The following is a 21,986-nucleotide window of genomic DNA, read 5'->3' on the forward strand; positions in this document are numbered from 1 at the left end:
TCTGCTCACCCAGAGCCCTTACCTGTGACCCGACGAGACGCTTAGGCCGTGTTTGCGGGCTGAGAAGGACTCCCGAAGTTCCCAGCGGCGCGCGAGCACGAGAAAAGGGGCCGAAAGGCCCCTTTTCGCTGTGGTCGGGTTGACAGGTTTTGAACCTGCGACCCCTTCGTCCCGAACGAAGTGCCGCCGGCACGGAGTGCCGCCAAAGAGCACTGCCAAGCTGCGCCACAACCCGAGGTTCCCGACGGCGCGCAGGCATAAGAAAAGGGGCCTCGCGGCCCCTTTTCGCTGTGGTCGGGTTGACAGGATTTGAACCTGCGACCCCTTCGTCCCGAACGAAGTGCGCTACCAAGCTGCGCCACAACCCGATGTTCTTTTGTACGCGCGCACGCTGGGCGTCCGCACGAAAGAAAATGCTACCTGAGGGTGCGGCCCCGTGTCGAACGGGGTCTCCCGCTTCGGGCCCGGTCACACCCGGGCCCGAAGCGGGGTCGTCCTAGAGCACGGCGGGGACGAACGTCAGGAGGCTGGCCTCCGGCGCGCACGCGAACCGCACCGGCGCGTACGGGCTCGTGCCCAGGCCCGCCGACACGTGCAGCCACATGTCCTCCCACGGGTGCAGGCCCTTGACGCGCTTGCGGTCGATTCCGCAGTTGGTGACCAGGGCCCCGTAGCCGGGCACGCACACCTGGCCGCCGTGGGTGTGCCCGGCGGCCACGAAGTCGTAGCCGTCGCGGGCGAACTCGTCGAGCACGCGCGGCTCGGGCGAATGGGTCAGCCCGATCGACAGGTCGGCGCCCTCGGGCACCGGCCCGGAGACGATCGCGTAGTCGTCGAGGTGGAAGTGAGGGTCGTCGACGCCCGCGAAGTGGACGTTGAGCCCCGACACGACCGTGTCGACCGCGAGGTTGTTGAGGTCGTGCCATCCGCCGTCGACCAGGACCTTGCGCAGCTCCTCGGTCGGCAGGGACGCCCCGTACTTGTGCTCGTGGTTCGGGTTGAAGTAGGTGAGCGGGTTCTTGAACACCGGCGCGAAGTAGTCGTTCGAGCCGAACACGAACGCGCCGGGGGCCTTGAACAGCGGCCGGAGCGTCTTGGCGACGAGGTCCACGGCGTCCGGGTGGGCGAGGTTGTCGCCGGTCAGGAGCACCAGGTCCGGGTCGAGCGCGGACAGGGACGCGACCCAGTGGGCCTTGCGCACCTGGCCGGGCGTCATGTGCAGGTCGGAGAGGTGCAGAACCCTGATCGGTTCGGCGCCTTCGGGAAGCGCCGGCACGGCGAAGTGCCGGAGCGTGTACTGGACGCGCTCGTACAACGAGGCGTAGACGAGGGCCAGCGCACCGGCGCCGACCCCGATCCCGGCTGCTGCGGCAAGTCCACGGCTGATCTTCATACCCCCAACGGTAGATTGCTGAGATATGAGTGAGTTGAAGACCCAGCTGGAAACAGATATGCGAGCCGCCCTCAAGGCCCGGGACAAGGTGACGCTGGGCACGCTGCGGATGGTCATCGCCGCGGTCCGGAACGAAGAGGTCGCGGGTAAGACGCCCCGCGAGCTGGACGACGCAGACGTGGTGAAGGTGCTGGTCAAGCAGGCCAAGCAGCGCCGCGAGGCGGCGGAGGCCTTCGAGGCGGGCGGGCGCGCGGAGTCGGCCGAGGCCGAGCTGGCGGAGGAGGCCGTGATCAAGCGGTACCTGCCGACCGAACTCACTGAGGCCGAAGTCACGCAACTGGTGCGCGACGCGATCGCCGAGGGCGGTTTCGCCGGTCCCAAGGACATGGGCAAGGTCATGAAGGCCATCGGCCCGAAGACGGCCGGGCGCGCCGACGGCAAGGCCGTCGCCGCGATCGTGAAGGCGACACTCGCGGGTTAGGCCCGTATGGTGTTTGCGCCGACCGGCGGCGTCGTCGGGCGCGGCTATCGTTGAGTGCCGGGCCCGCTCCGCCCGCAGACCGCCTGAACTCGCAGAACCTTGAGGAATCCATGTCCAGCCACATCGCGGCCGAGGCCGCGCGCCGCCGCACCTTCGCGGTGATCTCCCACCCCGACGCCGGCAAGTCGACGATCACCGAGGCCCTGGCCCTGTACGGCCGCGCCATCTCCTCGGCGGGCGCCGTCCACGGCAAGGGCGACCGCAAGGGCGTGGTGTCCGACTGGATGTCCATGGAGCAGGACCGCGGCATCTCCATCACCTCGGCGGCCCTCCAGTTCGAGTACCGCGGCTGCGTCGTCAACCTCCTCGACACCCCCGGCCACGCCGACTTCTCCGAGGACACCTACCGCGTCCTCACCGCCGTCGACGCCGCCGTCATGCTCCTGGACGCCGCCAAGGGCCTCGAACCGCAGACCCTCAAGCTCTTCGAGGTATGCCGGGCCCGGCGCATCCCCGTGATCACCTTCATCAACAAGTGGGACCGCCCCGCGAAGGACGCCCTCGAACTCATCGAGGAGATCGAGACGCGCATCGGCATCAAGCCGACCCCGGTGACGTGGCCCGTGGGCGTCGGCGGCGAGTTCCGCGGCGTCATCGAGCGCGTCGGGTTCGGCGACCGGCGCGACGGGTCCGAGACCGACGGCCGCCGCGCCGCGGGCCCGCAGGCCCCCGGCATGGTCCGCTACGAGCGCTCCCCCGGCGGGCAGCAGCTCGCCGTCGCCGAGTACCTCGACGAGGCCGCCGCCGCGGACCTGTTCGGCCCGGACTTCGAGCGCGCCCGCGAGGAGTCCGAGCTGCTCACCGAGGTCGAGGCCGACTTCGACCCGAAGACCTTCGAGGCCGGGCAGACCACCCCGACCCTGTTCGGGGCCGCGCTCGTCCAGTTCGGCGTCGGCCAGCTCCTCGACCTCCTGGTCGACATCGCGCCCTCGCCGTTCGCCCGCGAGGACGCCGCCGGGTCGCCGCGCGAACTGGAGACCGGCTTCTCCGGGTTCGTCTTCAAGTCCCAGGCGAACATGAACGCCTCCCACCGCGACCAGCTCGCGTTCATCCGCGTGTGCTCGGGCAAGTTCGAGCGCGGCATGCAGGTCACGCAGGCCCAGAGCGGGCGCACCATGTCCACCAAGTACGCGCAGACCATGTTCGGCGCCTCCCGCGACACCGTCGAGGAGGCCTGGCCGGGCGACATCGTCGGCCTCGTCAACGCCACCGGCCTGTCGGTCGGCGACACGATCTACACCGGGAAGGCCGTGGAGTACCCGCCGCTGCCGGCGTTCGCGCCCGAGCACTTCGGGGCCCTCCAGATGCACGACACCTCCAAGGCCAAGCGCTTCCGCCGCGGCATCGCCCAGCTCGACGCCGAAGGCGTCGTGCAGGTCCTCTACTCCGAGCGGCGCGGCGAGGCCACGCCCGTGCTCGCCGCGGTCGGCCCGCTCCAGTTCGAGGTCACCGTCGCGCGCCTCGCCGCCGAGTTCGACGTCCCCGCGACCATCGACAACCTGCCGTACCAGCTCGCGCGCCTCACCGACGCCGACGGGGCCGCGCGCCTGCGCACCGCCCCCGGCGTCGAGGTGTTCTCGCGCCCCAGGGACGGCGCGTTCCTTGTCGCGCTGCCGAACAAGTACCGCATCCAGACCATCGTCAACGACCACCCCGGCCTCGTGCTCGAACCGCTCCTCGCCGGAGGCCAGGGCTGATGGCGCGCCTGCTGACCTCCGGCGACATCAAGTCCCTGTCGAGGGGCCTCCAGATCACGCCGACGAAGAAGTGGGGCCAGAACTTCGTCGTCGACGCGAACACGGTGCGCCGCATCGCCGCCGCCGCGAAGCTCGACGGCGAGGACGTCGTCATGGAGGTCGGCCCCGGCCTCGGCTCCCTCACCCTCGCGCTCATCGAGATCGCCCGGCGGGTCATCGCCGTCGAGATCGACCCGAAGCTCGCGCTCGCCCTGCCGACCACGGTCGCGCACCGGGCGCCCGAGGAGCACGAGCGGCTCACCGTCGTGGAGACCGACGCGGCCCGCATCAAGCCCGAGCAGATGCCCGAGCCGCCCACCGCGCTCGTGGCGAACCTGCCGTACAACGTGGCCGTGCCCGTCGTCCTCCACGCCCTGGAGCAGTTCCCGAGCCTGCGCAAGGGACTCGTCATGGTCCAGGCCGAGGTCGGCGACCGGCTCACCGCCGGTCCCGGCTCCAAGATCTACGGCGCCCCCAGCGTCAAGATGGCCTGGTACGCCAAGGCCAGGCGCGCCGGGTCGGTGTCGCCGAACGTGTTCTGGCCCGTGCCCAACGTCGCCAGCGGCCTCGTCGCCTTCGAGCGCATCGAGAGCCCGAAGGCGAACCGCGTCGAGGTGTTCGGCGCCGTCGACGCCGCCTTCGGTCAGCGGCGCAAGATGCTGCGCCAGTCGTTGAAGACCTGGGCGGGCGACCGGGCCGAGGCTGTGCTCGATCGGGCCGGGATCGAACCCACGAGGCGGGGTGAGTCGTTGGACATAGCGGAGTTCATCGCCCTCGCCGACGCCAAGGAGGCGGAGGGCGAGACCGCACCGCGACCTCAGGAGGCCTGAATGAGTGGACAGACCGCACCCGCCCAGCCCGGCGAGTCGATCAGCGTCGACGTGCCCGCCAAGATCAACCCGCACCTCGGCGTGGGGGACCCCCGCGCCGACGGCTACCACGCGCTGTCCACGGTGTACCAGGCGATCTCGCTGCACGACACCGTCACCGCCGAGCGGCTGGGCGAACCCGGCATCGAGGTGACGATCTCGGGCGAGGGCGCCGGGACGCTGCCCACAGGGGAGGACAACCTCGCCTACAAGGCCGCGAAGCTCATCGCGCTGTACGCGGGGATCGAGCCGGACGTGCGGCTGCACCTGAACAAGCGCATCCCCGTCGCCGGGGGCCTCGCGGGGGGCTCCGCGGACGCCGCGGGGGCGCTCATCGCCTGTGCCCGGCTGTGGGAGGTCGCGATCGGTGACGCCGAACTTCACCGCCTCGCGGCGGGGCTCGGCTCGGACGTCCCGTTCTGCCTCAAGGGCGGCACCGCGATCGGCTCGGGCCGGGGCGAGGAGCTGACGCCGGTGGCGGCCGTGGGCACCTGGCACTGGGTGGTCGCGACGACGGACACCGAGATCGCGACCCCGGAGTGCTACAAGGAGGTCGACCGGCTGCGCGAGGACGGCATCGGGCGGTATTCGGCCGACACGGGCCCGATCGTGCGCGCCTTCGAGTCCGGCGCGAGCGCCGACGAACTCGCCCGGCTGCTGGTCAACGACATGGAGGCCGCGGCCGTGAGCCTGCGCCCGCAGCTCGCCTCGCTCATGCACGGGGGCCTGGAGGAGGGCGCCCTGGCGGCGCATGTCTCCGGTTCGGGCCCTTCGATCCTGTTCCTCGCCACTGACGTCAAGCACGCGGTGGCCCTGGCGCGCCGCATCCGGATGCGCGGCGGGGCGCGCAGCGTCCACCTGGCGCACGGCCCGGTCCGGGGCCCGGCGGACTGAGCCGCGGCCCGGCGCGCACCAGGCGCCGCCGTCGCCACCGAATCGCCACGGGCGCCCGGCCTCGAAGGCCGGGCGTCCGCCGCTTCGCCCGGCGCTGACCGGTCCGACTCCGACGGTTGTCGGTCCCCCGAGGCACCCTTGTCATCGGGGGCACCGGATGCCGACACACCCGACCCCGGGGGCGGGCGAGCGCCCGGGGCTGGAGTCGTGCTAGATCCGCCTACGCGGCGAAGGTCCACATTCGATTCCTTCGCTCTGCATTGCCCTGAATGCGACCGTTGCCGCTGGTACAGGAGTTGCGTCACCGTCACCGGACCCCGGGTGTGGCAGCGGTCTGCCACACTGGAGTGACCATGCTCACCCCCCTTTGTGGCCGTCCTCAGGAGTCCCACATGAGCGATCGCGTGCTCCCATCGAATCCCCCCGACGGCGATCCCGACGCCGCCCGCCCGTCGGCCCGCACCGACCTCCCCGGCTACCTCGCCGACTTCGAGACCCGCATGAACCGGCTCCAGGAACGCGCCGAGGACTCCCAGGCGCTCCTCGCGGCCGTAACCGGCACCGGCGCGAGCGCCGGCGGCGAGGTCACCGTGACCGTCGGCGCGGGCGGGGCCCTCACCGACATCGAGTTCACCTCCGAGGTGCGCCGCACCAGCCCCGACTCCCTCGCCGACATGGTCAAAGAGGCCTACGGCAAGGCGGTCGCCGAGGCCGCCACCGGGGCGACCGAGGCGATGGCAACGCTCCTCGGCGCCGGATCGCCCGCAATGGAGGACTTCGCGTCCTCGCTGCGCGCCCGCGGCGAAGGCGGCGCCTGATGGCCGCCGGGTGGGGCGTCATCGGCGAGGCCATCGCGAACCTCGTCGCGGCCACGCGCGGGGACGTCAGCGAACCGCTCGCCGCGATCGCGCAACGTGCGCGGGACGCCGAACTGGGCGACCAGAACGCGTTCAGCGAGTTCCTGTCCGACTCGGTGCCCTCGGCCATCGCAAGTTTCGACCGGACCGCCGAGGGGGCGCTCAGCGCCGCCGCCGACTTCGCCGACGCCCTCGCCGAGGGCGTCGCCGCGGCCCACCGGGCCTACGAGGAGGCCGACCGGCGCTCCTGCGACGAACTCGTCCGGCTCACCGAGGATCTGAGGTAGCCGTGGGCATTCTGGACATCGCGGGCGACGTCATCGGCGCCGCCGGGGACCTCGCCGAGGACGCGATCGACGCCGCGGGCGACGCGGCCTCCACCCTCGCTGACGGCATCGTCGCGACCGCCGAGGGCGCGTACGACGTGGCCGCGGGCGTCGTGGACGGCGTCCGCTCCGTCGGCGGGTTCATCGGCGAGTACGCCGACCTGCTCGGCATGATCGTGAACCCGATGGGCTTCATCACCGGCGAGGTCGTCGGGTACCTCGCGAGCGAGATCGACTGGGTGCGCGACCCGATCGACCTGCTCCAGGGCGACACCGACCCGATCCAGGCGCTGGTCGAGGAGTGGAAGGGCATCTCCGACGAGCTCGCGGGGGTGGCCGCGAACCTCGCGGCGGGCGCCCGGAGCTCGGCGGACGCGTGGGACGGCGACGCGGGCCGGCGGTTCCGCAAGGTCGCGGGCGCGTTCGCGAAGCTCCTGGCGAAGGCCGCGTCGCTGGCGCGTTCGGCGGCCGACCGGATCAACACCGTCGGGAACCTGGTGGCCGAGGCCCGCGGCGAGGTCGTCGAGATGGTCTTCGACTGCCTGGACCGGTGCGTGCAGATCATGCTCGGGGCCCTGGCGGCGAGCGTGTTCAGCCTGGGGGCCTCGATCGCGGCGGGCATCGTCGCGATCGTGCGCGAGGCGGTGGGCTGCATGCGGGAGGTGCGCGAGCGCCTCGACCGGCTCGAATCCGAGGCGGGTTCTGCGCTGGAGGGCCTGGCCGAGGCCGAGTCGGCGTTCGCGGCGATCCGGCGGACGCTGGAGGAGGCCTCGCAGCGGGTCCGCAACCCCGGCAAGGCCGTCCAGGACCGGCCCGACGCGCGCCCGCGCGAACGGGAACGGGAGCGGCCTTCGACCGGTGGGCGGCATCCGACGGCGGAGCCGAAGGACCGCACCGAGGGCGGCTCCGGCGGCGGCTCGACCGGGGGCGGCGGTCCGACCGGCGGCGGGTCCTCCGGCGGCGGCGCGTCGGGCGGCGGCGGACCTTCCGGCGGTGGCGGCGGAGGCGGCCCCGAGGAGGAGCCGGAGGAGGAGCCGAAGGCGCCCGAACCCGAGGTCGACGACTCCGAGACCGCGGTGACGGAGCTGCCCGACGGCTCGCAGGCCTGGCACCCGTACCTGGTCGCGACCATCCCCGACGCCGAGTGGCGGGCGATGGCCGAGTCGATCCCGCGCGAGGTGTGGGAGGCGATGGCGGCCGACCCGGACTCGATCCCGCCCGAGCTGGCGAAGTACGCGCCCGACGACCTCAAGGACGCGTTCCCCAGCAACGACCCCGACTGGGAGCCGCCGCTGGACGAGGACGGCAGGCCCAAGCCCACCGGCGCGCAGATCCCCAAGGAGCTCATGCAGTACGTGACCCCGGGGATGCGCGAGGCGATCGCGGACTTCGACCTCGCTGCGGGCAAGGAGGCCTGGCGGCAGGAGCACCTCACCGAGGAGCAGCGCCTGCGCGAGGACCTGAAGGAGGCCGAGACGCCCGAGGAGAAGGTGCGCATCCTCGAACGCCTCGACCAGATCCACGAGGCCGACGAGGCGCGGCGCGAGGCCGAGGACGCCGAACGGGAGGCCGCCGCACTCGAAGAGGAGTACGCGGACGCGTTCGGGGCCCAGGACGAACCACCGGTGCGCACCGCGGAGCCGCTGTAAGGACCGGGCCCGGGCTTCGCGCCCGGGCCCGCCGCGCCGCGCCGCCGCACTACAGTGGGCCCATGTCCACGGACCGACCCTCCCCGGCGGCGCTCGCCGCGATGCCGACCGCCGAGTTCGCGTTCCCCGGCCCGCTGCGCGACCGCCTCGTCGCGGCGATCCTCGACGGCGCCAAGACCTCCACGACCGGCCTACTCCTCGACTACGAGCTCGAAGGCGAACCGCTGCCGACCGTGGGCGAACGCTCGGTCGTGGTCGATTCGGCGGGCCTGCCGGTGGCGGTCATCGAGACCACCGAAGTCCGCGTCCTGCCGCTGTCGCAAGTGGACTTGCAGCACGCGGTCGACGAGGGCGAAGGCGACCGCACCGTGGCCGAATGGCGCGCGACCCACGAGGAGTTCTGGCACGGCACGGAGATGCGCGAGGCGATCGGCGACCCCGACTTCACCGTGGACGACGCGACTGAGGCCGTCCTCCAGCACTTCCGCCTCGTCGCCGACCTGCGCGTGGACTGAGACCCGTAAAGGCCTGGGCGCCAGCCGATCCGGCGAAGACGGCCGAGGCCGTCCGCGCAGAGTCGCGAGGCGGGAGACCAGACTTCCCCACCAACGGATGCGCAACGGGCGGCTTCACCGCCGCATCCCGGCCCCGCGCCGGGTCAAGACCGACGGCGTCTCGCAGGCGGCCGCGCTGCGGCCCTGCGCTTCTGCCACTCTCGCCACCCTGCGGCGCTCCCGCGTCCGGCACCGCCCGCTTATCATCGGGTGACCTCGCCCGCCGGACGATCCCCTCGCCGCCCGGCGCCAACGACTTCCCGGAGACCCCGTGCCCGACCGCGCCACCGTCCCGCGCCTGCGCGCTCCCGCAGGCGAACCCGCCGCTTCCGCCACGGCCCGAGAGGAGACCGCGTGGACGCCGGCACCGTGATCGGCGGGCGCTTCCGCCTTGAGGAACGCCTCGCGACCGGCGGCATGGGCGCCGTGTGGCGCGCCCACGACCTCCGCCTGGACCGCGAGGCCGCCGTCAAGGTGCTCCGCTCGGACCTGGACGACACCGACCGGCCCGTCGCCCGCTTCAGCCGCGAGGCCACCACGCTCGCGAAACTCAAGGGCACCGGCTTCGTGGAGATCTACGACTTCGGCGAAGAGGAGGTCGACGGCTTCCCGATCTGGTTCATCGCCATGGAGCTCATCGCGACCGGCTCGCTCGGCCGCCTGCTCGCCGAACGTGGCCGCCTCACCTCCGCGGAGACCCTCCAGCTCCTCGCCGAAGCCGCCGCGGCCCTGGAGAAGGCCCACCGCATCGACGTCGTGCACCGCGACATCAAGCCCGCCAACCTCCTCATCGACGACGAGGGCCACGTCCGCGTCGTGGACTTCGGCATCTCCCTGCTCAATTCGAGCCCGCGCCTGACGCCCACCAGCGCCGTCTTCGGCACCCTCGCCTACATCTCCCCCGAGCAGCTGCGGCGCGGCGAGATCGCCGGGCGCTCCGACGTGTACTCGCTCGGCGCGGTCGCCTACGAATGCCTCACGGGCGCACCGCCCTTCGACGCCTCCGACCCCGCCGCCGAAATGCACGGCCACCTCTACGAGGAACCGGCCGCGCTCCCGGAGGAGGTCACCCCCGAAGCGGCCGGCATCGTCCTGCGCTGCCTGCGCAAGGACCCCGAGGAACGCTACGAATCGGCCGCGGCCCTCGCCGCGGCCTGCCATGCGGCCCTGGGCGTCTCGACCCCGCCGCCCACGACCTCCCTGGCCTCGCCTGCACCCGCCCCCGAACCCGCCCAGGTCGACACGAAGCCCGAACCCACCCAACGCGGCCGCCGACTGCTCATCACCGCCGCCGTCATCCTCGCGCTCCTCGCCGCGGGCACCGCCGTCACCCGGCCCTGGAACCTCTTGCGAGACAACGAGGACGGCACCAAAGAGCCCACCAAGGCCGTCGAGCAGACCACAAACGCCACCTCCGCGGCCGCCACCACCGCCGCCGAGGAGACGACCACCGCGCCCGAAGCGACCGCCTCCGACGACCCGCCCCCGGCCCCGGAAACCGGCGGCGGCGAGACGGACACGAACGATTCGGGCGACACCGGCGGCGGCTCCGACACCGACGAGACCGAACCGGAGACCTCCGGCAGCGGCACCGTCCCCCAGGTGACCCGCCTCAGCACCCACGACGCCGAACAGGAACTCGCCGAAGCCGGCTTCGACAACGTGCACATCGAAGGCGCGATCTACTCCTGGTTCGGCGTCGAATGGGACAACTGCGAAGTGCTCGAACAGACCCCCACCAGCGGCGAGACCGCCGACTTCGACGACCAGATCGTCCTCGGCTACTACACCGACACCGACGAAGACCCCGCCGACTGCACCTGACCCCCCGCCATCTGACCGGAGCGAGGTTCACCGGCACGCTGCGTTGCAGCGCGCGCACAGCCGTCGACGCGTTGGCCTCGGGCCCTTCAGTCCGCATATCGGGAAAATGCGGAAGAATTCACACGCCCGCAATGTCATCACGCTCCGTCACTCGAAAAAGGACACCGAGCGCTTCGAGACACGGGCGGACATCCTCGCGGTCACTCACCGTCACTGAAAGTCGACATCCGATCGCAGCCCTGCCCCGATGCCGCTCGCGACGTCCCCCACCGCAGTGCCCGATTCGGTACGTTCGCGAATGATCACACCCCGACGCGAAGGATCGATCCCCCATGCCCGGCAGAACCAGAGCCGACACTGATACCCGCCAGCAGGCCGGCACGAGCGTGTCCGTCGACTACTACCAGCTCGCCGATCTCGCCCGCTTCAGTTATGAAGCCGCGCAATGCTACGGCGAACTGCTGTCGCACTTCGGCGACACCTACTCGGCCGATGCAGAGCTTTGCAACGCCGACGGCACGGCCACTGCAGCCGATCTCGAAGTCATCGCCATGCGCGAAGAGCTCATCGAATACTGGAAGACCACCGCCGGGCGGTACGAGCTCGCCGGCGCACAGCTTGAGGAGTCGCTCCGCACCTACCAGGACTCCGACGACGCCGCAGCCGCGGACATCGAAAGGGCCTTCGACGACTGGGGGAACCACGAAGGCGCCGGATCCAGCAACCCCACCTGGGATGCGGAGGAGTTCGCCGAACCCACCGACCGGCCCGAAGAGGCCACCGACGAGCAGCCCGACTACGTGATCTACGACGACGAGATCAAGGGGAACTGAGCATGCCGGGACCAGCGGCCACCATCGACGAAGGTTCAGGCGCCAACGACCACACCGCGTCGACCACGCACTTCCTCGACCAGTTCCAAGACGCCCTCACCGAGCGCTGGCAGGACACGATCGTCACCTCGGTCCGCGACGACATGCCACTGCCGTCGCCGTACTCCGCCAAGGGAGAGCGGTACACGCCACCGGACCTGCACCGCAACGCCGGCATGGCCGCGCACTTCGCCGTCGGCCAATGCGACCAGCTCGCCTGGTACGACGGCGGGAGGGACGGCTCGGTCCCCTCCTCGTGCCACGGCCGCACGGCGCCCGAGGGCGTGACCGAGTTCAACACCTTCTACTACCGAGAGCAGACGGTCGAAAACCCGCTCACCGTGGACTGCTGCCTCGGCGAACTCCTCGCCCTCGCCGAGGACTGGTCCTGGGAGACACGCGAACTGATCCGAGGCAAACTGCCGCCGTTCGCCGACCACAACACCACGAACCTCCAGGTCGCCTACGAAGCCTTCGCCCGGATCTCCACCGAGATGGGGCTCAAGCCCGATTCAGAAGAATTTAAAGTAGACAGCGATACTTTCCCGCACTACGTGGAGTCCATCGCGAACGGCAACAGCGGCGCGAACCAGGCCTGGATGGTCGACTGGACCGGCCTCGCCGCCGACACGGTCGGCGAAGGGTACATGGAGTCGACGGCTCCGACGTTCAAGAACCAGGCCAATCTCATCGCGGGACTGGCGAACATGATCAACATGCGCTACGAGATCATCCGCCACTACCGCGAGTCAACGCTCACGATCCTCGCCCTCGCCACCTCGCAACTGGGAGCGACCGTGACGGTCACCGAAACCACCGACCTCGGAAAAGTCTGGATGGCGGTGACGGGCACGGGAATGTCAGGAGGCGTCCTCGGCGACGCCCTCGCACTCGCCCCAGGGCTCAAGGAGGCAGCCGGAGTGATCAAGCTGAGCGCCTCGGGATTGCGTCTGTTGGGCTGGACCGGCACCAACTTCACCGATCCGTTCACCAGCAGCATCGAGCAGTTCGAATTCTCGCCAGAGGAGGTGGTGGTCGACCTGCTCGACGAGATTCGGACCATGCTCGGCAAGCTCCAAGCCTCGGAAGAGGAGTACGCGGGCTACGTGAGCGACCTCCGAGCCAGATTGAATCAGGTCCCGACCGAGTACCTGGAGCTCTATGACTTCGGGCGAAACCAATGACGCGCAAAGGAAGCACGAGAGGGTCGGGCCCGCTGGTTCGCCTCATCGTCGCGATGCTCACCGCGATGCTCGTGCTGGGCTGCCAAGACACGGGTGGGCCGGATGAACCGACTTCCGAACCGGAACCGACGGTGAGCGCCACGCCCGAGGACACCAGGATCTACTCAGGCGATATCTATTCCACGGAGGTGTGCCCCGCTCCCGAGGAACTCACCACGCTGCCGACCGGGGAGAGTTTCACCACCGCGATAGTCGAGTTGTCGGATCGTCCCGATGACCTGTACAACTACCATTCCATCACCTGCACCTATGGGATTCAGCTCAACCCGGGGTTCACGAACGTCAAGAGCGATTTCGTCTACATGCGGATACAGCTGGGCGTGCTGAAGGAGCCGAACCCGAAGAGCACCGAGGCCGAACTCGACGAGTGGACAACCTACTTCGGTCAGGGCGAGTGGACTGCAAGCTCCTCCGAGAACAAGACAGGAGAGTTCTACCGCGTCTGCGTCTCCGAGGAGAGCGGCGGAGAGGTAGGACAGGACGAATTCTCTTTCGACTGCGAGGACTCCATTCTGCACATGCCCTACGCGAACGCAGTGATCTATGCCGACACCAGAAACCTCGAAATGATCTTCTCCAGTACCTACCACACCACCGGTGAACCCGTGGACGACGAGGACTTTCGAACCCTCGGAGCGGCCATGACGGAACTCGCACAGCTGGTGACCGAAGCGATTCCGTTGGTGGAGCCGTAGCAGCCCATACCCGTCGCCTGGGCGCGGAACGGGGAAGGTACGAAGAGCCCGCCCGCGCGGCGGTGCGGTCGGCGGCCGTGGGTGCGACATTGGCGCTGCTGCTCGGGTGCCAGCCGAACGAGGAACCCGACGATCCTGAGGGTACTGCCTCCGAATGGGGAACGGAGACACCGACAGACGACGAACTGTACTCATTGGACGTAACCAAGGACGAGGTGTGCCCGGAGGCGGACAAGGTCGAGTCGCTGCCACGGGCGGACAGCTACACGGTCGACCGTATGCCCTTCGGGACTGAGGCGGACCAGTCTGACGGGTACACCGGCATATCGTGCCGTTACGGCGTGCGGGTCAATACGCCCGAGTACGAACGCGTCGAGGACGCGTACGTGTACGTCTTGGTGAATCTGACAATCCAAGAGGAGCCGTTCGAGGTGCCGGAGCCGATGGAGATCGACTATGAGCCGCTGTCGTACTTCGATGACTGGAACGTCGTGTACTGGGACCTCCAGGAGGGCGAGTATGCGAGCGTGTGCGCCTCCGAGCAGAACCCGATCTTCGATGTGGGCGACCGATACGACTGCGGCGCGACGGGCCCGTTCCAGTACGCCCAGACGGTCCTGGACGCCGACAGCCGGAACCTGCGACTCCACCTCCGGGCGGAGTTCTGCACGCCTGAGGCGACGGTGAGCGACGCCGATCGGGAAGTGTTGGCAGCCGTGATGTCGGAGGTCGCCGCTCTGATGACCGAGGCGGTTCCGTTGGTGGAGCGGTGACGGAACGGAGATCGTGCGGCGCAGCGTGTCGGTGTCGGGAAGCGGTCACGCGGGGTGCGGGGGTCGGGGGTTTCGGGTAGGGTCGCGGTGACCGGGCGCCCGCGGTTCGGCGAAGGTCACCCCGTTAGCGGAGAGGAAGGCCCCCAATGGCATCCATCGATGAGGTGTTGGCGTCGATCAGCGCGAACACGGACACGTTGACCGAGGCGCAAGGGCAGATCGAGGCGTCGAAGGCGATCACCGAGGAGACGCTCGGGCAGTTGCAGGCGCTGAACGTCGAGGGGGCCGCGGCCGCGCTCGGGGTCACCAAGGACCAGTTGGAGGAGTGCAGCGCGCTGGCGGCGGCGCTCGTCAACAAGCTCGGCGAGGCGCTGAACTCGGCCACGGTCGCCAAGGGGCAGTAGGCGAGTCGGGGCCGCCGCGGAGGCGGCCCCGGGTCAGGCGTTGCGGTCCCAGATCATCCTGAGGCCGTGGAGGGTCAGGTTCGGCTCGTAGTGGGTGATGGTCTCGCACTGCTCGATGACGACGGGCGCGAGGCCGCCGGTCGCGACCACCGCGGTCGGCTCGGTGCCCAGTTCGACGCTGATGCGGCGCACGAGGCCGTCGACCTGGGCGGCCGTGCCGTAGACCATGCCCGACTGGAGGCATTCGACGGTGTTCTTGCCGATCACGCTGCGCGGCTTGACGAGCGGGATCTTCAGCAGGTTGGCGGCCCGGGAGGCGAGGGCGTCGATGGAGATCTCGATGCCGGGCGCGAAGGCGCCGCCGAGGAAGTCGCCGGTGGCCGAGATGACGTCGATGTTCGTGGAGGTCCCGAAGTCCACGGTGATGCAAGGCCCGCCGTAGAGGTGGAACGCCGCGTGGGTGTTCGCGATCCTGTCGGGCCCGGCCTCGCGCGGGTTGTCGATGCTCAGGCGCACACCGGTCTTGACGCCCGGCGCGATCTGCACGAGCCGCGCGTGCGGGTAGTACCGCTGCGCCATCTTCGCGACCTCGGCGCCTTGCTGGGGGACGGTGGAGGACAGCGCGATCCCGGTGAGGTCCACGCCGTCGCCGTCGAGGAGGGCCCGGAACGTCAGGCCGAGTTCGTCGGCGGTGGCGTGCGGGTCGGTGCGGATCCGCCACGAGTGCACGAGGGTCTCGCCCTCGAAGACGGCGAGCACCGTGTTGGTGTTCCCGATGTCGACGCACAGCAGCACGGTCTTACTCCTCGAAGTCGAGTCCGATGTCCAGAATGGGCGAGGAGTGCGTGAGCGCGCCCACGGAGAGGTAGTCGACCCCGGTGGCGGCGTAGTCGACCGCCATGTCGATGGTGATGCGCCCGGTCGCCTCCAGCTCGGCCCGGTCGCCGACGGCCTCGACGACCTCGCCGAGCTCCTTGGGGCTCATGTTGTCGCACAGCAGGAACAGCGCGCCCGCGGCCACCGCTTCGAGGGCCTCGTCGATGGTCTCGACCTCGACCTGGATGTCGATCTCGGGCTCGGCGGAGCGGACCGCGTTGAACGCCTCGGTGATCGAGCCCGCGGCCTCCTTGTGGTTGTCCTTGATCATCGCCACGTCGTACAGGCCCATGCGCTTGTTGTCGCCGCCGCCCGCGCGCACCGCGTACTTCTCGAATGCCCGCAGGCCCGGCGTGGTCTTGCGCGTGTCGAGGACGGTGGTGTGCCAGTCGGCCAGGACGTCCGCGAAGCGGCGGGTGTGCGTGGCGACCCCGCACATGCGGCACAGCAGGTTGAGGGCGGTGCGCTCGGCGGCCAGGAGCGACCGGGTCGGGCCCGAGACGCGCGCGAGGACCTGGCCCGCGCGGATGCGGGCGCCCTCCTTGGCGAGGTAGGCGAACTCGATCTCGCCGGGCATGGCGTGGAAGACCGCGTGCGCCACGGGCAGGCCCGCGAGGAGCCCGTCCGCGCGGGCGGTGACGGCCACTGTGGATTTGTGCCCGGGGTCGAAGATCGATTCGGAGGTGACGTCGCGGCGGGCGTGGGAGAGGTCCTCGTCCAGGTAGTCCTGGACGGCGACGTACACGTCCTCGGGGTCGAGGCGCAGGGCGAGCAGGCGCTCGTCCAGCCCCGCCCCGCCGGGCACTGCGGCGAATCGGCTCATGCGATGGGCTCCCAGGTGGTGTCGAGCTCCCCGTCGGAGCTGATGGAAAGGCACAGGTGCCCGAGCCAGTCGTCTCCGGCCTCGGGATGGTCCTCGCGCCAGTGACTGCCTCGGGTCTCGCGCCGCCGGTGGGCGGCGGCGGTGACGGCGGCGGCGACGGTGAGCAGGTTGGTGGCCTCCCATGTGGCCGGTCGCGGACGTCCGGACACATTGTCCCCCAATGCCGTCAGCGACGCAGCGGTGGCCTCCAGTGACCGCTCGGAGCGGAGCACGCCCGCGCCGGCGGTCATGGCCTCCTGGAGCGGGGCGCGGGAGGTCGTGGAGCACACGTCCCCCTCGCCCGCCGGGGCCTCGGGCACGCCGGGGCTCGGCTTGCGCTCGGCCACGTCGTCGGCGATGCGCTGGGCGAACACGAGCGCTTCGAGCAGGGAGTTGGAGGCGAGTCGGTTGGCGCCGTGCAGCCCGGTGCAGGCGGCCTCGCCCGCGGCGTACAGACCCGGGACGCTGGTGCGCCCGAACAGGTCGGTGCGGACCCCGCCCGAGGAGTAGTGGGCGGCGGGCGCGACGGGGATCTGGTCGGTCACCGGGTCGACGCCGATGGCCCGGCAGGACGCGGTGATCGTCGGGAAGCGCTGTTCGAGCATGTCCCGGCCGAGGTGGCGCGCGTCGAGCCACATGTGCGGGCGGCCCTCGGCGATCATCCGGGCGGTGATGGCCTTGGCGACCACGTCGCGCGGGGCGAGCTCGGCGAGCTCGTGGCGCCCGACCATGAACCGCTCGCCGGAGAAGTCGCGCAGGTAGGCGCCCTCGCCGCGCAGGGCCTCGGAGATGAGCGGCTGCCGGTCGCCGGAGACGACCTCGGCGCCGAGCCCTTCGCGCGCGTCCGCGCCGCCGACGTACAGCGACGTCGGGTGGAACTGGACGAATTCGAGGTCGGTCACGGTCGCGCCCGCCCGCAGGGCCAGCGCGACGCCGTCGCCGATGGACACCGACGGGTTGGTGGTGGACTGGAAGATCTGGCCAAGGCCGCCGGTGACGAGGACGACCGCGCGGGCCTCGACGCCGCCCACGCCGTGCTCGACGCCTTCGCCGAGGACGTGGAGGCTCACCCCGGCGGCGTGGCCGCGGGCGTCGGTGAGCAGGTCGAGGACCATCGCGTTCTCGATGATGCGGATCCACGGGTCGCGCAGGACGGCCGAGTGGAGGGCCCGCTGGATCTCGGCGCCGGTGGCGTCGCCGCCGGCGTGGACGATGCGGCGGGCGCGGTGGCCGCCTTCGCGGGTGAGCTGGAGGGAGCCGTCGGGGTGGCGGTCGAACTCGGTGCCGAGGTGGATGAGGTCGGCGATGCGTTGGGGGCCTTCGGTGACGGTGACGTCGACGGCGGCCGGGTCGCAGAGGCCGACGCCGGCGATCTGAGTGTCGCGGGCGTGGGCGGCGGGGGTGTCGAGGGGGTCGAGGACGGCGGCGACGCCGCCCTGGGCCCAGCGCGTGGACCCGTCGTCGATGTGGACCTTGGTGACGACGGTGACGTGGAAGCCGGCTCGGCGCAGGTTGAGCGCGCAGGTGAGGCCGGCGACGCCGGAGCCGATGACGCACACGTCGGTGGTCTCGGTCCAGGAGGGGGCCTCGGCCCGCAGGCGCCGCGGCAGGCGCGGCAGGTGCGGGAGCGGTGCGAACGCGGGTGGCAAGTGCCCGTTGCCCTTCTAGGGTCGGGCGCCCGGTCGCCCGGGTGCCCGTTCGGTGGGTGCGCCGCCGTTCGCGGCTCGGTCAACTGTGCCCCCGCGGGCGCCGGGGGTGCCAAGCGGGTGTGGCGCGCGTCCCTGCGGACGCGGCGGGGCCCCGCCCGCGCCGCGCGGGGCGGTGCGGGCGGGGCCCTGTCCGGTCGGCACGTCCGGTCAGCGCCTGGAGACGCGGCGGACGAAGTCGGCGAGGTCGGCGGACTGGCGCACGCGCGACTCCTCGTGGATGTACATCATGTGCCCCGCCGGGTAGGTTCGCGTCTCGATCCGCGAGCGGTCGTCGAGCGGGATCTCCAACTGGTTGAGCGTGTACTCGATGGCCTCGATGGGGACGCCGCCGTCGTAGCGGCCCATCGCGATGTGGACCTCCAGGAACGGGTTGAGGCGCATGACGTTGCCGAGCTTGCCGATGACGTCGACTGCCTCGCCCTCGAACTCCTTGTACGACCAGGGGTGGACGGCGCGGGAGAGGCGCTCGTAGACGTGCTCGTTCTCGTATTCGAGTTCGGCGCGCAGGTAGTACTGGAGGGCGGCGGTGTAGGGGCCGTCGGTGCCGGTGAGGAACGGGTCGTAGGGCATCTGCTCGCGGTTGTACCGGTCGGCCGGGCCGGTGAAGCGGGTGTCGAGGCGGCCGGTCACGAGGCGCTTGTGGCGCAGCAGCTCGGCGTAGTAGCGGGTGTGCTCCAGGCGCAGGTTGGCCTGGTCGACGTACTCCTCGCTGACGCCCGAGAGCGCGGCGATCTTGGCGACGGCGGCGGCGCGCTCCTCGGGGGCGAGGTTCTGGCCCTTGGCGAGGACGCCGCGGTACTCGTCGGCGTAGGCGCGGGCCTCGGCGACGACCTCGTCGAGGGTGCGCCCGGGGTGGAGCCCGTGGTAGTGGGCGGTGGCGGCGTAGGTCGGCAGGAACAGCGGGGCGGGGAGGTCGGAGCGGGTGGTGTGGAAGAGCGTCTCGAGGTTGAACGCGGGGGCGACGAACATGAGGCCGTTGAGCGCCATGCCGAAGCGGGTCTGGAGGTATTCGGCGATGCCGGCGCCGCGGGTGCCGCCGTAGGACTCGCCGATGAGGAACTTCGGGGAGAGCCAGCGGTTGTTGCGGGTCGTCCACAGCCGGATGATCTCGGCGATGGACTCGATGTCCTTGGTGAAGCCGTGGAAGTCGCGGGCGTTCTCGCCTTCGGCGGCGCGGGACCAGCCGGTGGAGACGGGGTCGATGAAGACGAGGTCGGTGTGGCGCAGGAGGGTCTCGTCGTTGTCGAGGAGGCCGTACGGCGGCGGGGTGAGCGCCCCGGCGTCGCCGGAGTCGACGCGGCGGGGGCCCAGGAGGCCGACGTGCAGCCAGATCGAGGAGGAGCCGGGGCCGCCGTTGAAGGCGAAGGTGACGGGCCGCTGGGTGACGTCGGCGTCGTCGAGGGTGTACCAGGTGACGGAGACCTCGGCCTTGGGTTTGCGGCCGTTGAACTTGTCGTCCTCGGTGACCTCTTCACGGAGGACGATCCGCCCGGTGGTGGCCGTGTAGGCCAGGTCGCCGAGCGTGTGGTGGGTGGTCTTGAGGTCGTCGGCGGGCTCGGGCTTGTCGGCCTTCTTGTCCGTCTCGGCGCTCTCGTTCTTCGCTTCTTCGCTCATGAGTCTGTAACTTACCGCTCGGCTAGTGGCGATGCCACCGGGTTGCCCGCGGTGCCGGGCGCGGGGTGCGCCTTGTCGGCGTTGACCTCGATGATCGCGTTGCGTTCGTCGACATGGACGACGGTGGGGGTGTAGGCGCGGGCCTCGGCGTCCTCCATCTGCGCGTAGGAGATGAGGATCACCAGGTCGCCGGGCTGGACGAGGCGGGCGGCGGCGCCGTTGATGCCGATGACGCCCGAGCCGCGCTGCCCGGCGATCGTGTAGGTCTCCAGGCGGGCGCCGTTGGTGATGTCGACGATGGCGACCATCTCGCCGTCGAGGATGTCGGCGGCGTCGAGCAGGTCGGCGTCGACGGTCACGGAGCCGACGTAGTGGAGGTCGGCCTGGGTGACGGTGGCGCGGTGGATCTTGGACTTGAACATGGTCCGGATCATCGGGCGTCTCCAATTACTACGGGGGCGTTGTCGATCAGGCGGGTGGTGCCCGATTTCGCGGCGATGAGCAGCCGCGCGGGGCCGGCGGCGGGGGCCTCGCCGAAGTCGTTCGCCCGGACGGCGACGTAGTCGACGTCCAGGCCCGGTTCGGCGGCGAGGACGGCGCGGGCGGCGGCGAGCGGGTCCGGCGAGGCCTGGGCGGCCGCGATGGCGGCCGGGATGGCGAGGGCGGCGGCGCGCTCGGGCGCGGAGAGGAACACGTTGCGGCTGGAGCGGGCCAGGCCGTCGGCCTCGCGGTCGGTGGGGACCGCTTCGATCGCGATGCCCCAGTCGAGGTCGGCGACCATGCGGCGGACCATGGCGAGCTGCTGGAAGTCCTTCTCGCCGAAGCAGGCCGCGTCGGGCCGGGTGAGGTGGAGGAGCTTCGCGACGACGGTGAGCACGCCGGTGAAGAACCCGGGCCGGGAGGCGCCTTCGAGGAGGTCGCCGTCGGGGCCGGCGTGGACGGTGGTGAGGCCCTCGCGCCCGGCGGGGTACATCTCGTTCACGCTGGGGGCGAACACGAGGTCGACGCCCTCGGCCTCGCAGACCGCCATGTCGGCGTCGAGGGTCCGCGGGTACTTGTCGAGGTCCTCGTTCGGGCGGAACTGGAGCGGGTTGACGAACACCGTGACGATCACCGAATCGGCGATCTCCTTGGCGCGCTTGAAGTTCGCTCGGTGGCCGTCGTGGAGGGCGCCCATGGTGGGGACGACCGCGACCCGGCCGGGCAGGGCGGCGCGGGCCTTCGCCAGCTCGGCCTTCGTGTAGACGAGCACGGTCATTCGGAGGTCTCCTCCTTCTCGGGGTGGGCGAGGACGTCGAGCAGGCCCTCGGCGTCGGCGCTCTTGAGGCGGCCCGACGCGAGCGCGCGCTCGGCGGTGCGGCGGGCCATCGCGCGGTAGGCGTACTCGACGCCGGTGCCTTCGAGGGCGGCGAGGTGGCGGGCGACGGTGCCCGCGTCGCCGCGCGAGACGGGTCCGGTGAGGGCGGCGTCGCCGTGGCGCAGGGCGTTGTCGAGCGAGGCGGACACGAGGGGCGTGAGGAGCCGCTCGGGGGCGGCCACGCCGATGGCGCGCAGCTGCTCGACGGCGTCGTTGACGAGCGTCGACAGGTGGTTCGCGGCGTAGACGAGCGCGGCGTGGTAGCGGGCCCGGTCGGCCTCCTCGACGTGCTCGGGCTCGCCGCCGAGTTCGAGGGCGAGCGCCTCGCCGACGAACCGGGCCTCGGCCTCGCCGGTGACGGCCCACGAGATCCCTTGCAGGCGTTCGAGGTCCTCATCCCGGCCGGTGAAGGTCATGGCGGGGGCGAGCGCGAGGGTGAGGGCCCCGGCCTCGCGGGCGGGGCGCAGCACGTCGGCGCCGAGGGCGCCGGAGGTGTGGGCCCAGATCTGGCCGGGCCGCACGGGCAGGGAGGCGACGAGCGGGGCGATCGCGTCGTCGGGGACGGCGATGAGCAGCAGGTCCGCGGCGGCGGCCACGTCGGGCGGCGGCAGGATCTCGGCGCCGGGCAGGTGCCGGGCGGCGCGGGCGAGGGAGGCGTCGGATACGGCCGAGGCGGCGACGACCCGGTGGCCGGCGCGGGTGAGCGCGGCTCCTACGGTGGCGCCCACTCTGCCTGCGGAGACGACGCCGACGGCGAGTCGGGAGGCGGGCCGCTGCGTCGCGCTCTGGTGCTGTTCCATCTGGCTGATCCAGTCCTTCGGAAGGTACCGGTCGTTGCTGACGTGTCAATTGTGCGTCGCCGTGTCGGCGGCGCCAGCCCGGGCGGCCCCGAGTGGCAATTCTCACCTCCGCATAGGCCGGGTTCGATATCCCGCCC

The 21,986-nt window shown here is 71.0% G+C and carries 22 protein-coding genes and 2 tRNA genes; 14 read left to right on the top strand and 10 right to left on the bottom strand.

Going from position 1 to position 21,986, the window contains the following annotated elements:
* Positions 1–131: 131 nt before the first annotated feature.
* From E9998_RS25210 to E9998_RS07640, 3 genes are all read right to left on the bottom strand, one after another.
* Positions 132–235 (bottom strand) — tRNA-Pro (locus tag E9998_RS25210).
* Positions 236–291: 56 nt separating this feature from the next.
* Positions 292–368: transfer RNA gene (locus E9998_RS07635), tRNA-Pro, on the bottom strand.
* 128 nt (positions 369–496) lie between these two features.
* Entirely contained in the window at positions 497–1,393 is an 897-nt protein-coding gene (locus E9998_RS07640; RefSeq protein ID WP_136529103.1) for a metallophosphoesterase, read from the bottom strand.
* 25 nt (positions 1,394–1,418) lie between these two features.
* Here E9998_RS07640 and E9998_RS07645 point away from each other — a divergent pair, with 25 nt between their 5' ends.
* The 14 genes from E9998_RS07645 to E9998_RS07710 all read left to right on the top strand — a co-directional run bounded on the left by E9998_RS07645 (position 1,419) and on the right by E9998_RS07710 (position 14,631).
* Complete coding sequence (locus tag E9998_RS07645) at positions 1,419–1,874, top strand: GatB/YqeY domain-containing protein (protein WP_136529104.1); 456 nt, start codon at positions 1,419–1,421, stop codon at positions 1,872–1,874.
* A 110-nt stretch (positions 1,875–1,984) separates the two neighbouring features.
* Positions 1,985–3,631, top strand: a complete 1,647-nt coding sequence (locus E9998_RS07650) for a peptide chain release factor 3 (protein ID WP_136529105.1) — start codon at positions 1,985–1,987, stop codon at positions 3,629–3,631.
* Positions 3,631–4,500, top strand: a complete 870-nt coding sequence (rsmA, locus tag E9998_RS07655; RefSeq protein ID WP_136529106.1) for a 16S rRNA (adenine(1518)-N(6)/adenine(1519)-N(6))-dimethyltransferase RsmA — start codon at positions 3,631–3,633, stop codon at positions 4,498–4,500. Before E9998_RS07650 ends, rsmA begins: the two co-directional genes overlap by 1 nt.
* Positions 4,501–5,433, top strand: a complete 933-nt coding sequence (locus tag E9998_RS07660) for a 4-(cytidine 5'-diphospho)-2-C-methyl-D-erythritol kinase (protein WP_136529107.1) — start codon at positions 4,501–4,503, stop codon at positions 5,431–5,433.
* 392 nt (positions 5,434–5,825) lie between these two features.
* On the top strand, positions 5,826–6,251 hold the full coding sequence (locus tag E9998_RS07665) for a YbaB/EbfC family nucleoid-associated protein (protein ID WP_158299727.1): 426 nt from the start codon (positions 5,826–5,828) through the stop codon (positions 6,249–6,251).
* The gene (locus E9998_RS07670; RefSeq protein WP_136529109.1) at positions 6,251–6,577 is read left to right on the top strand and encodes a hypothetical protein; all 327 of its coding nucleotides are present in this window, start codon (positions 6,251–6,253) and stop codon (positions 6,575–6,577) included. Before E9998_RS07665 ends, E9998_RS07670 begins: the two co-directional genes overlap by 1 nt.
* A 2-nt stretch (positions 6,578–6,579) precedes the next feature.
* Positions 6,580–8,265 carry a WXG100 family type VII secretion target gene (locus E9998_RS25665; protein WP_192907055.1) on the top strand — a complete coding sequence of 562 codons (1,686 nt, stop codon included), beginning with the start codon at positions 6,580–6,582 and terminating at the stop codon, positions 8,263–8,265.
* A 62-nt stretch (positions 8,266–8,327) separates the two neighbouring features.
* Positions 8,328–8,780 carry an ASCH domain-containing protein gene (locus E9998_RS07680; RefSeq protein WP_136529110.1) on the top strand — a complete coding sequence of 151 codons (453 nt, stop codon included), beginning with the start codon at positions 8,328–8,330 and terminating at the stop codon, positions 8,778–8,780.
* A gap of 393 nt (positions 8,781–9,173) precedes the next feature.
* Positions 9,174–10,643 (top strand): serine/threonine-protein kinase, encoded by a 1,470-nt coding sequence (locus E9998_RS07685; RefSeq protein WP_136529111.1) that lies wholly within the window; start codon positions 9,174–9,176, stop codon positions 10,641–10,643.
* Between the two features lie 332 nt (positions 10,644–10,975).
* Positions 10,976–11,476: a hypothetical protein gene (locus E9998_RS07690; RefSeq protein WP_136529112.1), complete on the top strand. Its 501-nt coding sequence runs from the start codon at positions 10,976–10,978 to the stop codon at positions 11,474–11,476.
* A gap of 2 nt (positions 11,477–11,478) precedes the next feature.
* Positions 11,479–12,699: a hypothetical protein gene (locus tag E9998_RS07695; RefSeq protein WP_136529113.1), complete on the top strand. Its 1,221-nt coding sequence runs from the start codon at positions 11,479–11,481 to the stop codon at positions 12,697–12,699.
* A 53-nt stretch (positions 12,700–12,752) separates the two neighbouring features.
* The gene (locus E9998_RS07700; protein ID WP_136529114.1) at positions 12,753–13,454 is read left to right on the top strand and encodes a hypothetical protein; all 702 of its coding nucleotides are present in this window, start codon (positions 12,753–12,755) and stop codon (positions 13,452–13,454) included.
* An 89-nt stretch (positions 13,455–13,543) separates the two neighbouring features.
* Positions 13,544–14,227, top strand: coding sequence for a hypothetical protein (locus tag E9998_RS07705; RefSeq protein WP_136529115.1), 684 nt, complete (start codon positions 13,544–13,546; stop codon positions 14,225–14,227).
* Positions 14,228–14,373: 146 nt separating this feature from the next.
* Positions 14,374–14,631, top strand: a complete 258-nt coding sequence (locus E9998_RS07710) for a hypothetical protein (RefSeq protein ID WP_136529116.1) — start codon at positions 14,374–14,376, stop codon at positions 14,629–14,631.
* A 33-nt stretch (positions 14,632–14,664) separates the two neighbouring features.
* Here E9998_RS07710 and E9998_RS07715 read toward each other — a convergent pair whose 3' ends face one another.
* The 7 genes from E9998_RS07715 to E9998_RS07745 all read right to left on the bottom strand — a co-directional run bounded on the left by E9998_RS07715 (position 14,665) and on the right by E9998_RS07745 (position 21,849).
* On the bottom strand, positions 14,665–15,426 hold the full coding sequence (locus E9998_RS07715; RefSeq protein WP_136529117.1) for a type III pantothenate kinase: 762 nt from the start codon (positions 15,424–15,426) through the stop codon (positions 14,665–14,667).
* 4 nt (positions 15,427–15,430) lie between these two features.
* A complete protein-coding gene (gene nadC, locus E9998_RS07720) occupies positions 15,431–16,330 on the bottom strand; it encodes a carboxylating nicotinate-nucleotide diphosphorylase (protein WP_136529118.1) in 900 nt (299 codons plus the stop codon).
* Positions 16,327–18,018, bottom strand: coding sequence for an L-aspartate oxidase (locus E9998_RS07725; RefSeq protein ID WP_136529119.1), 1,692 nt, complete (start codon positions 18,016–18,018; stop codon positions 16,327–16,329). The genes nadC and E9998_RS07725 overlap by 4 nt, the downstream gene beginning before the upstream one ends.
* Positions 18,019–18,225: 207 nt before the next feature.
* Positions 18,226–19,692 (bottom strand): S10 family peptidase, encoded by a 1,467-nt coding sequence (locus tag E9998_RS07730; RefSeq protein WP_136529120.1) that lies wholly within the window; start codon positions 19,690–19,692, stop codon positions 18,226–18,228.
* 11 nt (positions 19,693–19,703) lie between these two features.
* The gene (gene panD, locus E9998_RS07735; RefSeq protein ID WP_136529121.1) at positions 19,704–20,126 is read right to left on the bottom strand and encodes an aspartate 1-decarboxylase; all 423 of its coding nucleotides are present in this window, start codon (positions 20,124–20,126) and stop codon (positions 19,704–19,706) included.
* Positions 20,123–20,950 carry a pantoate--beta-alanine ligase gene (gene panC / locus E9998_RS07740; protein ID WP_136529122.1) on the bottom strand — a complete coding sequence of 276 codons (828 nt, stop codon included), beginning with the start codon at positions 20,948–20,950 and terminating at the stop codon, positions 20,123–20,125. Before panC ends, panD begins: the two co-directional genes overlap by 4 nt.
* On the bottom strand, positions 20,947–21,849 hold the full coding sequence (locus tag E9998_RS07745) for a Rossmann-like and DUF2520 domain-containing protein (RefSeq protein ID WP_136529123.1): 903 nt from the start codon (positions 21,847–21,849) through the stop codon (positions 20,947–20,949). The genes panC and E9998_RS07745 overlap by 4 nt, the downstream gene beginning before the upstream one ends.
* Positions 21,850–21,986 lie beyond the last annotated feature (137 nt).

The organism is Glycomyces paridis (assembly GCF_004912155.1).
Taxonomy (GTDB): domain Bacteria; phylum Actinomycetota; class Actinomycetes; order Mycobacteriales; family Micromonosporaceae; genus Glycomyces; species Glycomyces paridis.

Excerpts from the sequence above, each read along its gene's own strand:
- E9998_RS07700 (WP_136529114.1), top strand. The coding sequence starts at position 12,753 with ATGCTCACCGCGATGCTCGTGCTGGGCTGCCAAGACACGGGTGGGCCG.
- nadC (WP_136529118.1), bottom strand. The coding sequence starts at position 16,330 with ATGAGCCGATTCGCCGCAGTGCCCGGCGGGGCGGGGCTGGACGAGCGC.
- E9998_RS07665 (WP_158299727.1), top strand. The coding sequence starts at position 5,826 with ATGAGCGATCGCGTGCTCCCATCGAATCCCCCCGACGGCGATCCCGAC.
- E9998_RS07660 (WP_136529107.1), top strand. The coding sequence starts at position 4,501 with ATGAGTGGACAGACCGCACCCGCCCAGCCCGGCGAGTCGATCAGCGTC.
- E9998_RS07670 (WP_136529109.1), top strand. The coding sequence starts at position 6,251 with ATGGCCGCCGGGTGGGGCGTCATCGGCGAGGCCATCGCGAACCTCGTC.
- E9998_RS07690 (WP_136529112.1), top strand. The coding sequence starts at position 10,976 with ATGCCCGGCAGAACCAGAGCCGACACTGATACCCGCCAGCAGGCCGGC.
- rsmA (WP_136529106.1), top strand. The coding sequence starts at position 3,631 with ATGGCGCGCCTGCTGACCTCCGGCGACATCAAGTCCCTGTCGAGGGGC.
- E9998_RS07710 (WP_136529116.1), top strand. The coding sequence starts at position 14,374 with ATGGCATCCATCGATGAGGTGTTGGCGTCGATCAGCGCGAACACGGAC.
- E9998_RS07695 (WP_136529113.1), top strand. The coding sequence starts at position 11,479 with ATGCCGGGACCAGCGGCCACCATCGACGAAGGTTCAGGCGCCAACGAC.
- E9998_RS07730 (WP_136529120.1), bottom strand. The coding sequence starts at position 19,692 with ATGAGCGAAGAAGCGAAGAACGAGAGCGCCGAGACGGACAAGAAGGCC.
- E9998_RS07680 (WP_136529110.1), top strand. The coding sequence starts at position 8,328 with ATGTCCACGGACCGACCCTCCCCGGCGGCGCTCGCCGCGATGCCGACC.
- panC (WP_136529122.1), bottom strand. The coding sequence starts at position 20,950 with ATGACCGTGCTCGTCTACACGAAGGCCGAGCTGGCGAAGGCCCGCGCC.
- E9998_RS07650 (WP_136529105.1), top strand. The coding sequence starts at position 1,985 with ATGTCCAGCCACATCGCGGCCGAGGCCGCGCGCCGCCGCACCTTCGCG.
- E9998_RS07640 (WP_136529103.1), bottom strand. The coding sequence starts at position 1,393 with ATGAAGATCAGCCGTGGACTTGCCGCAGCAGCCGGGATCGGGGTCGGC.
- panD (WP_136529121.1), bottom strand. The coding sequence starts at position 20,126 with ATGATCCGGACCATGTTCAAGTCCAAGATCCACCGCGCCACCGTCACC.
- E9998_RS07645 (WP_136529104.1), top strand. The coding sequence starts at position 1,419 with ATGAGTGAGTTGAAGACCCAGCTGGAAACAGATATGCGAGCCGCCCTC.
- E9998_RS07745 (WP_136529123.1), bottom strand. The coding sequence starts at position 21,849 with ATGGAACAGCACCAGAGCGCGACGCAGCGGCCCGCCTCCCGACTCGCC.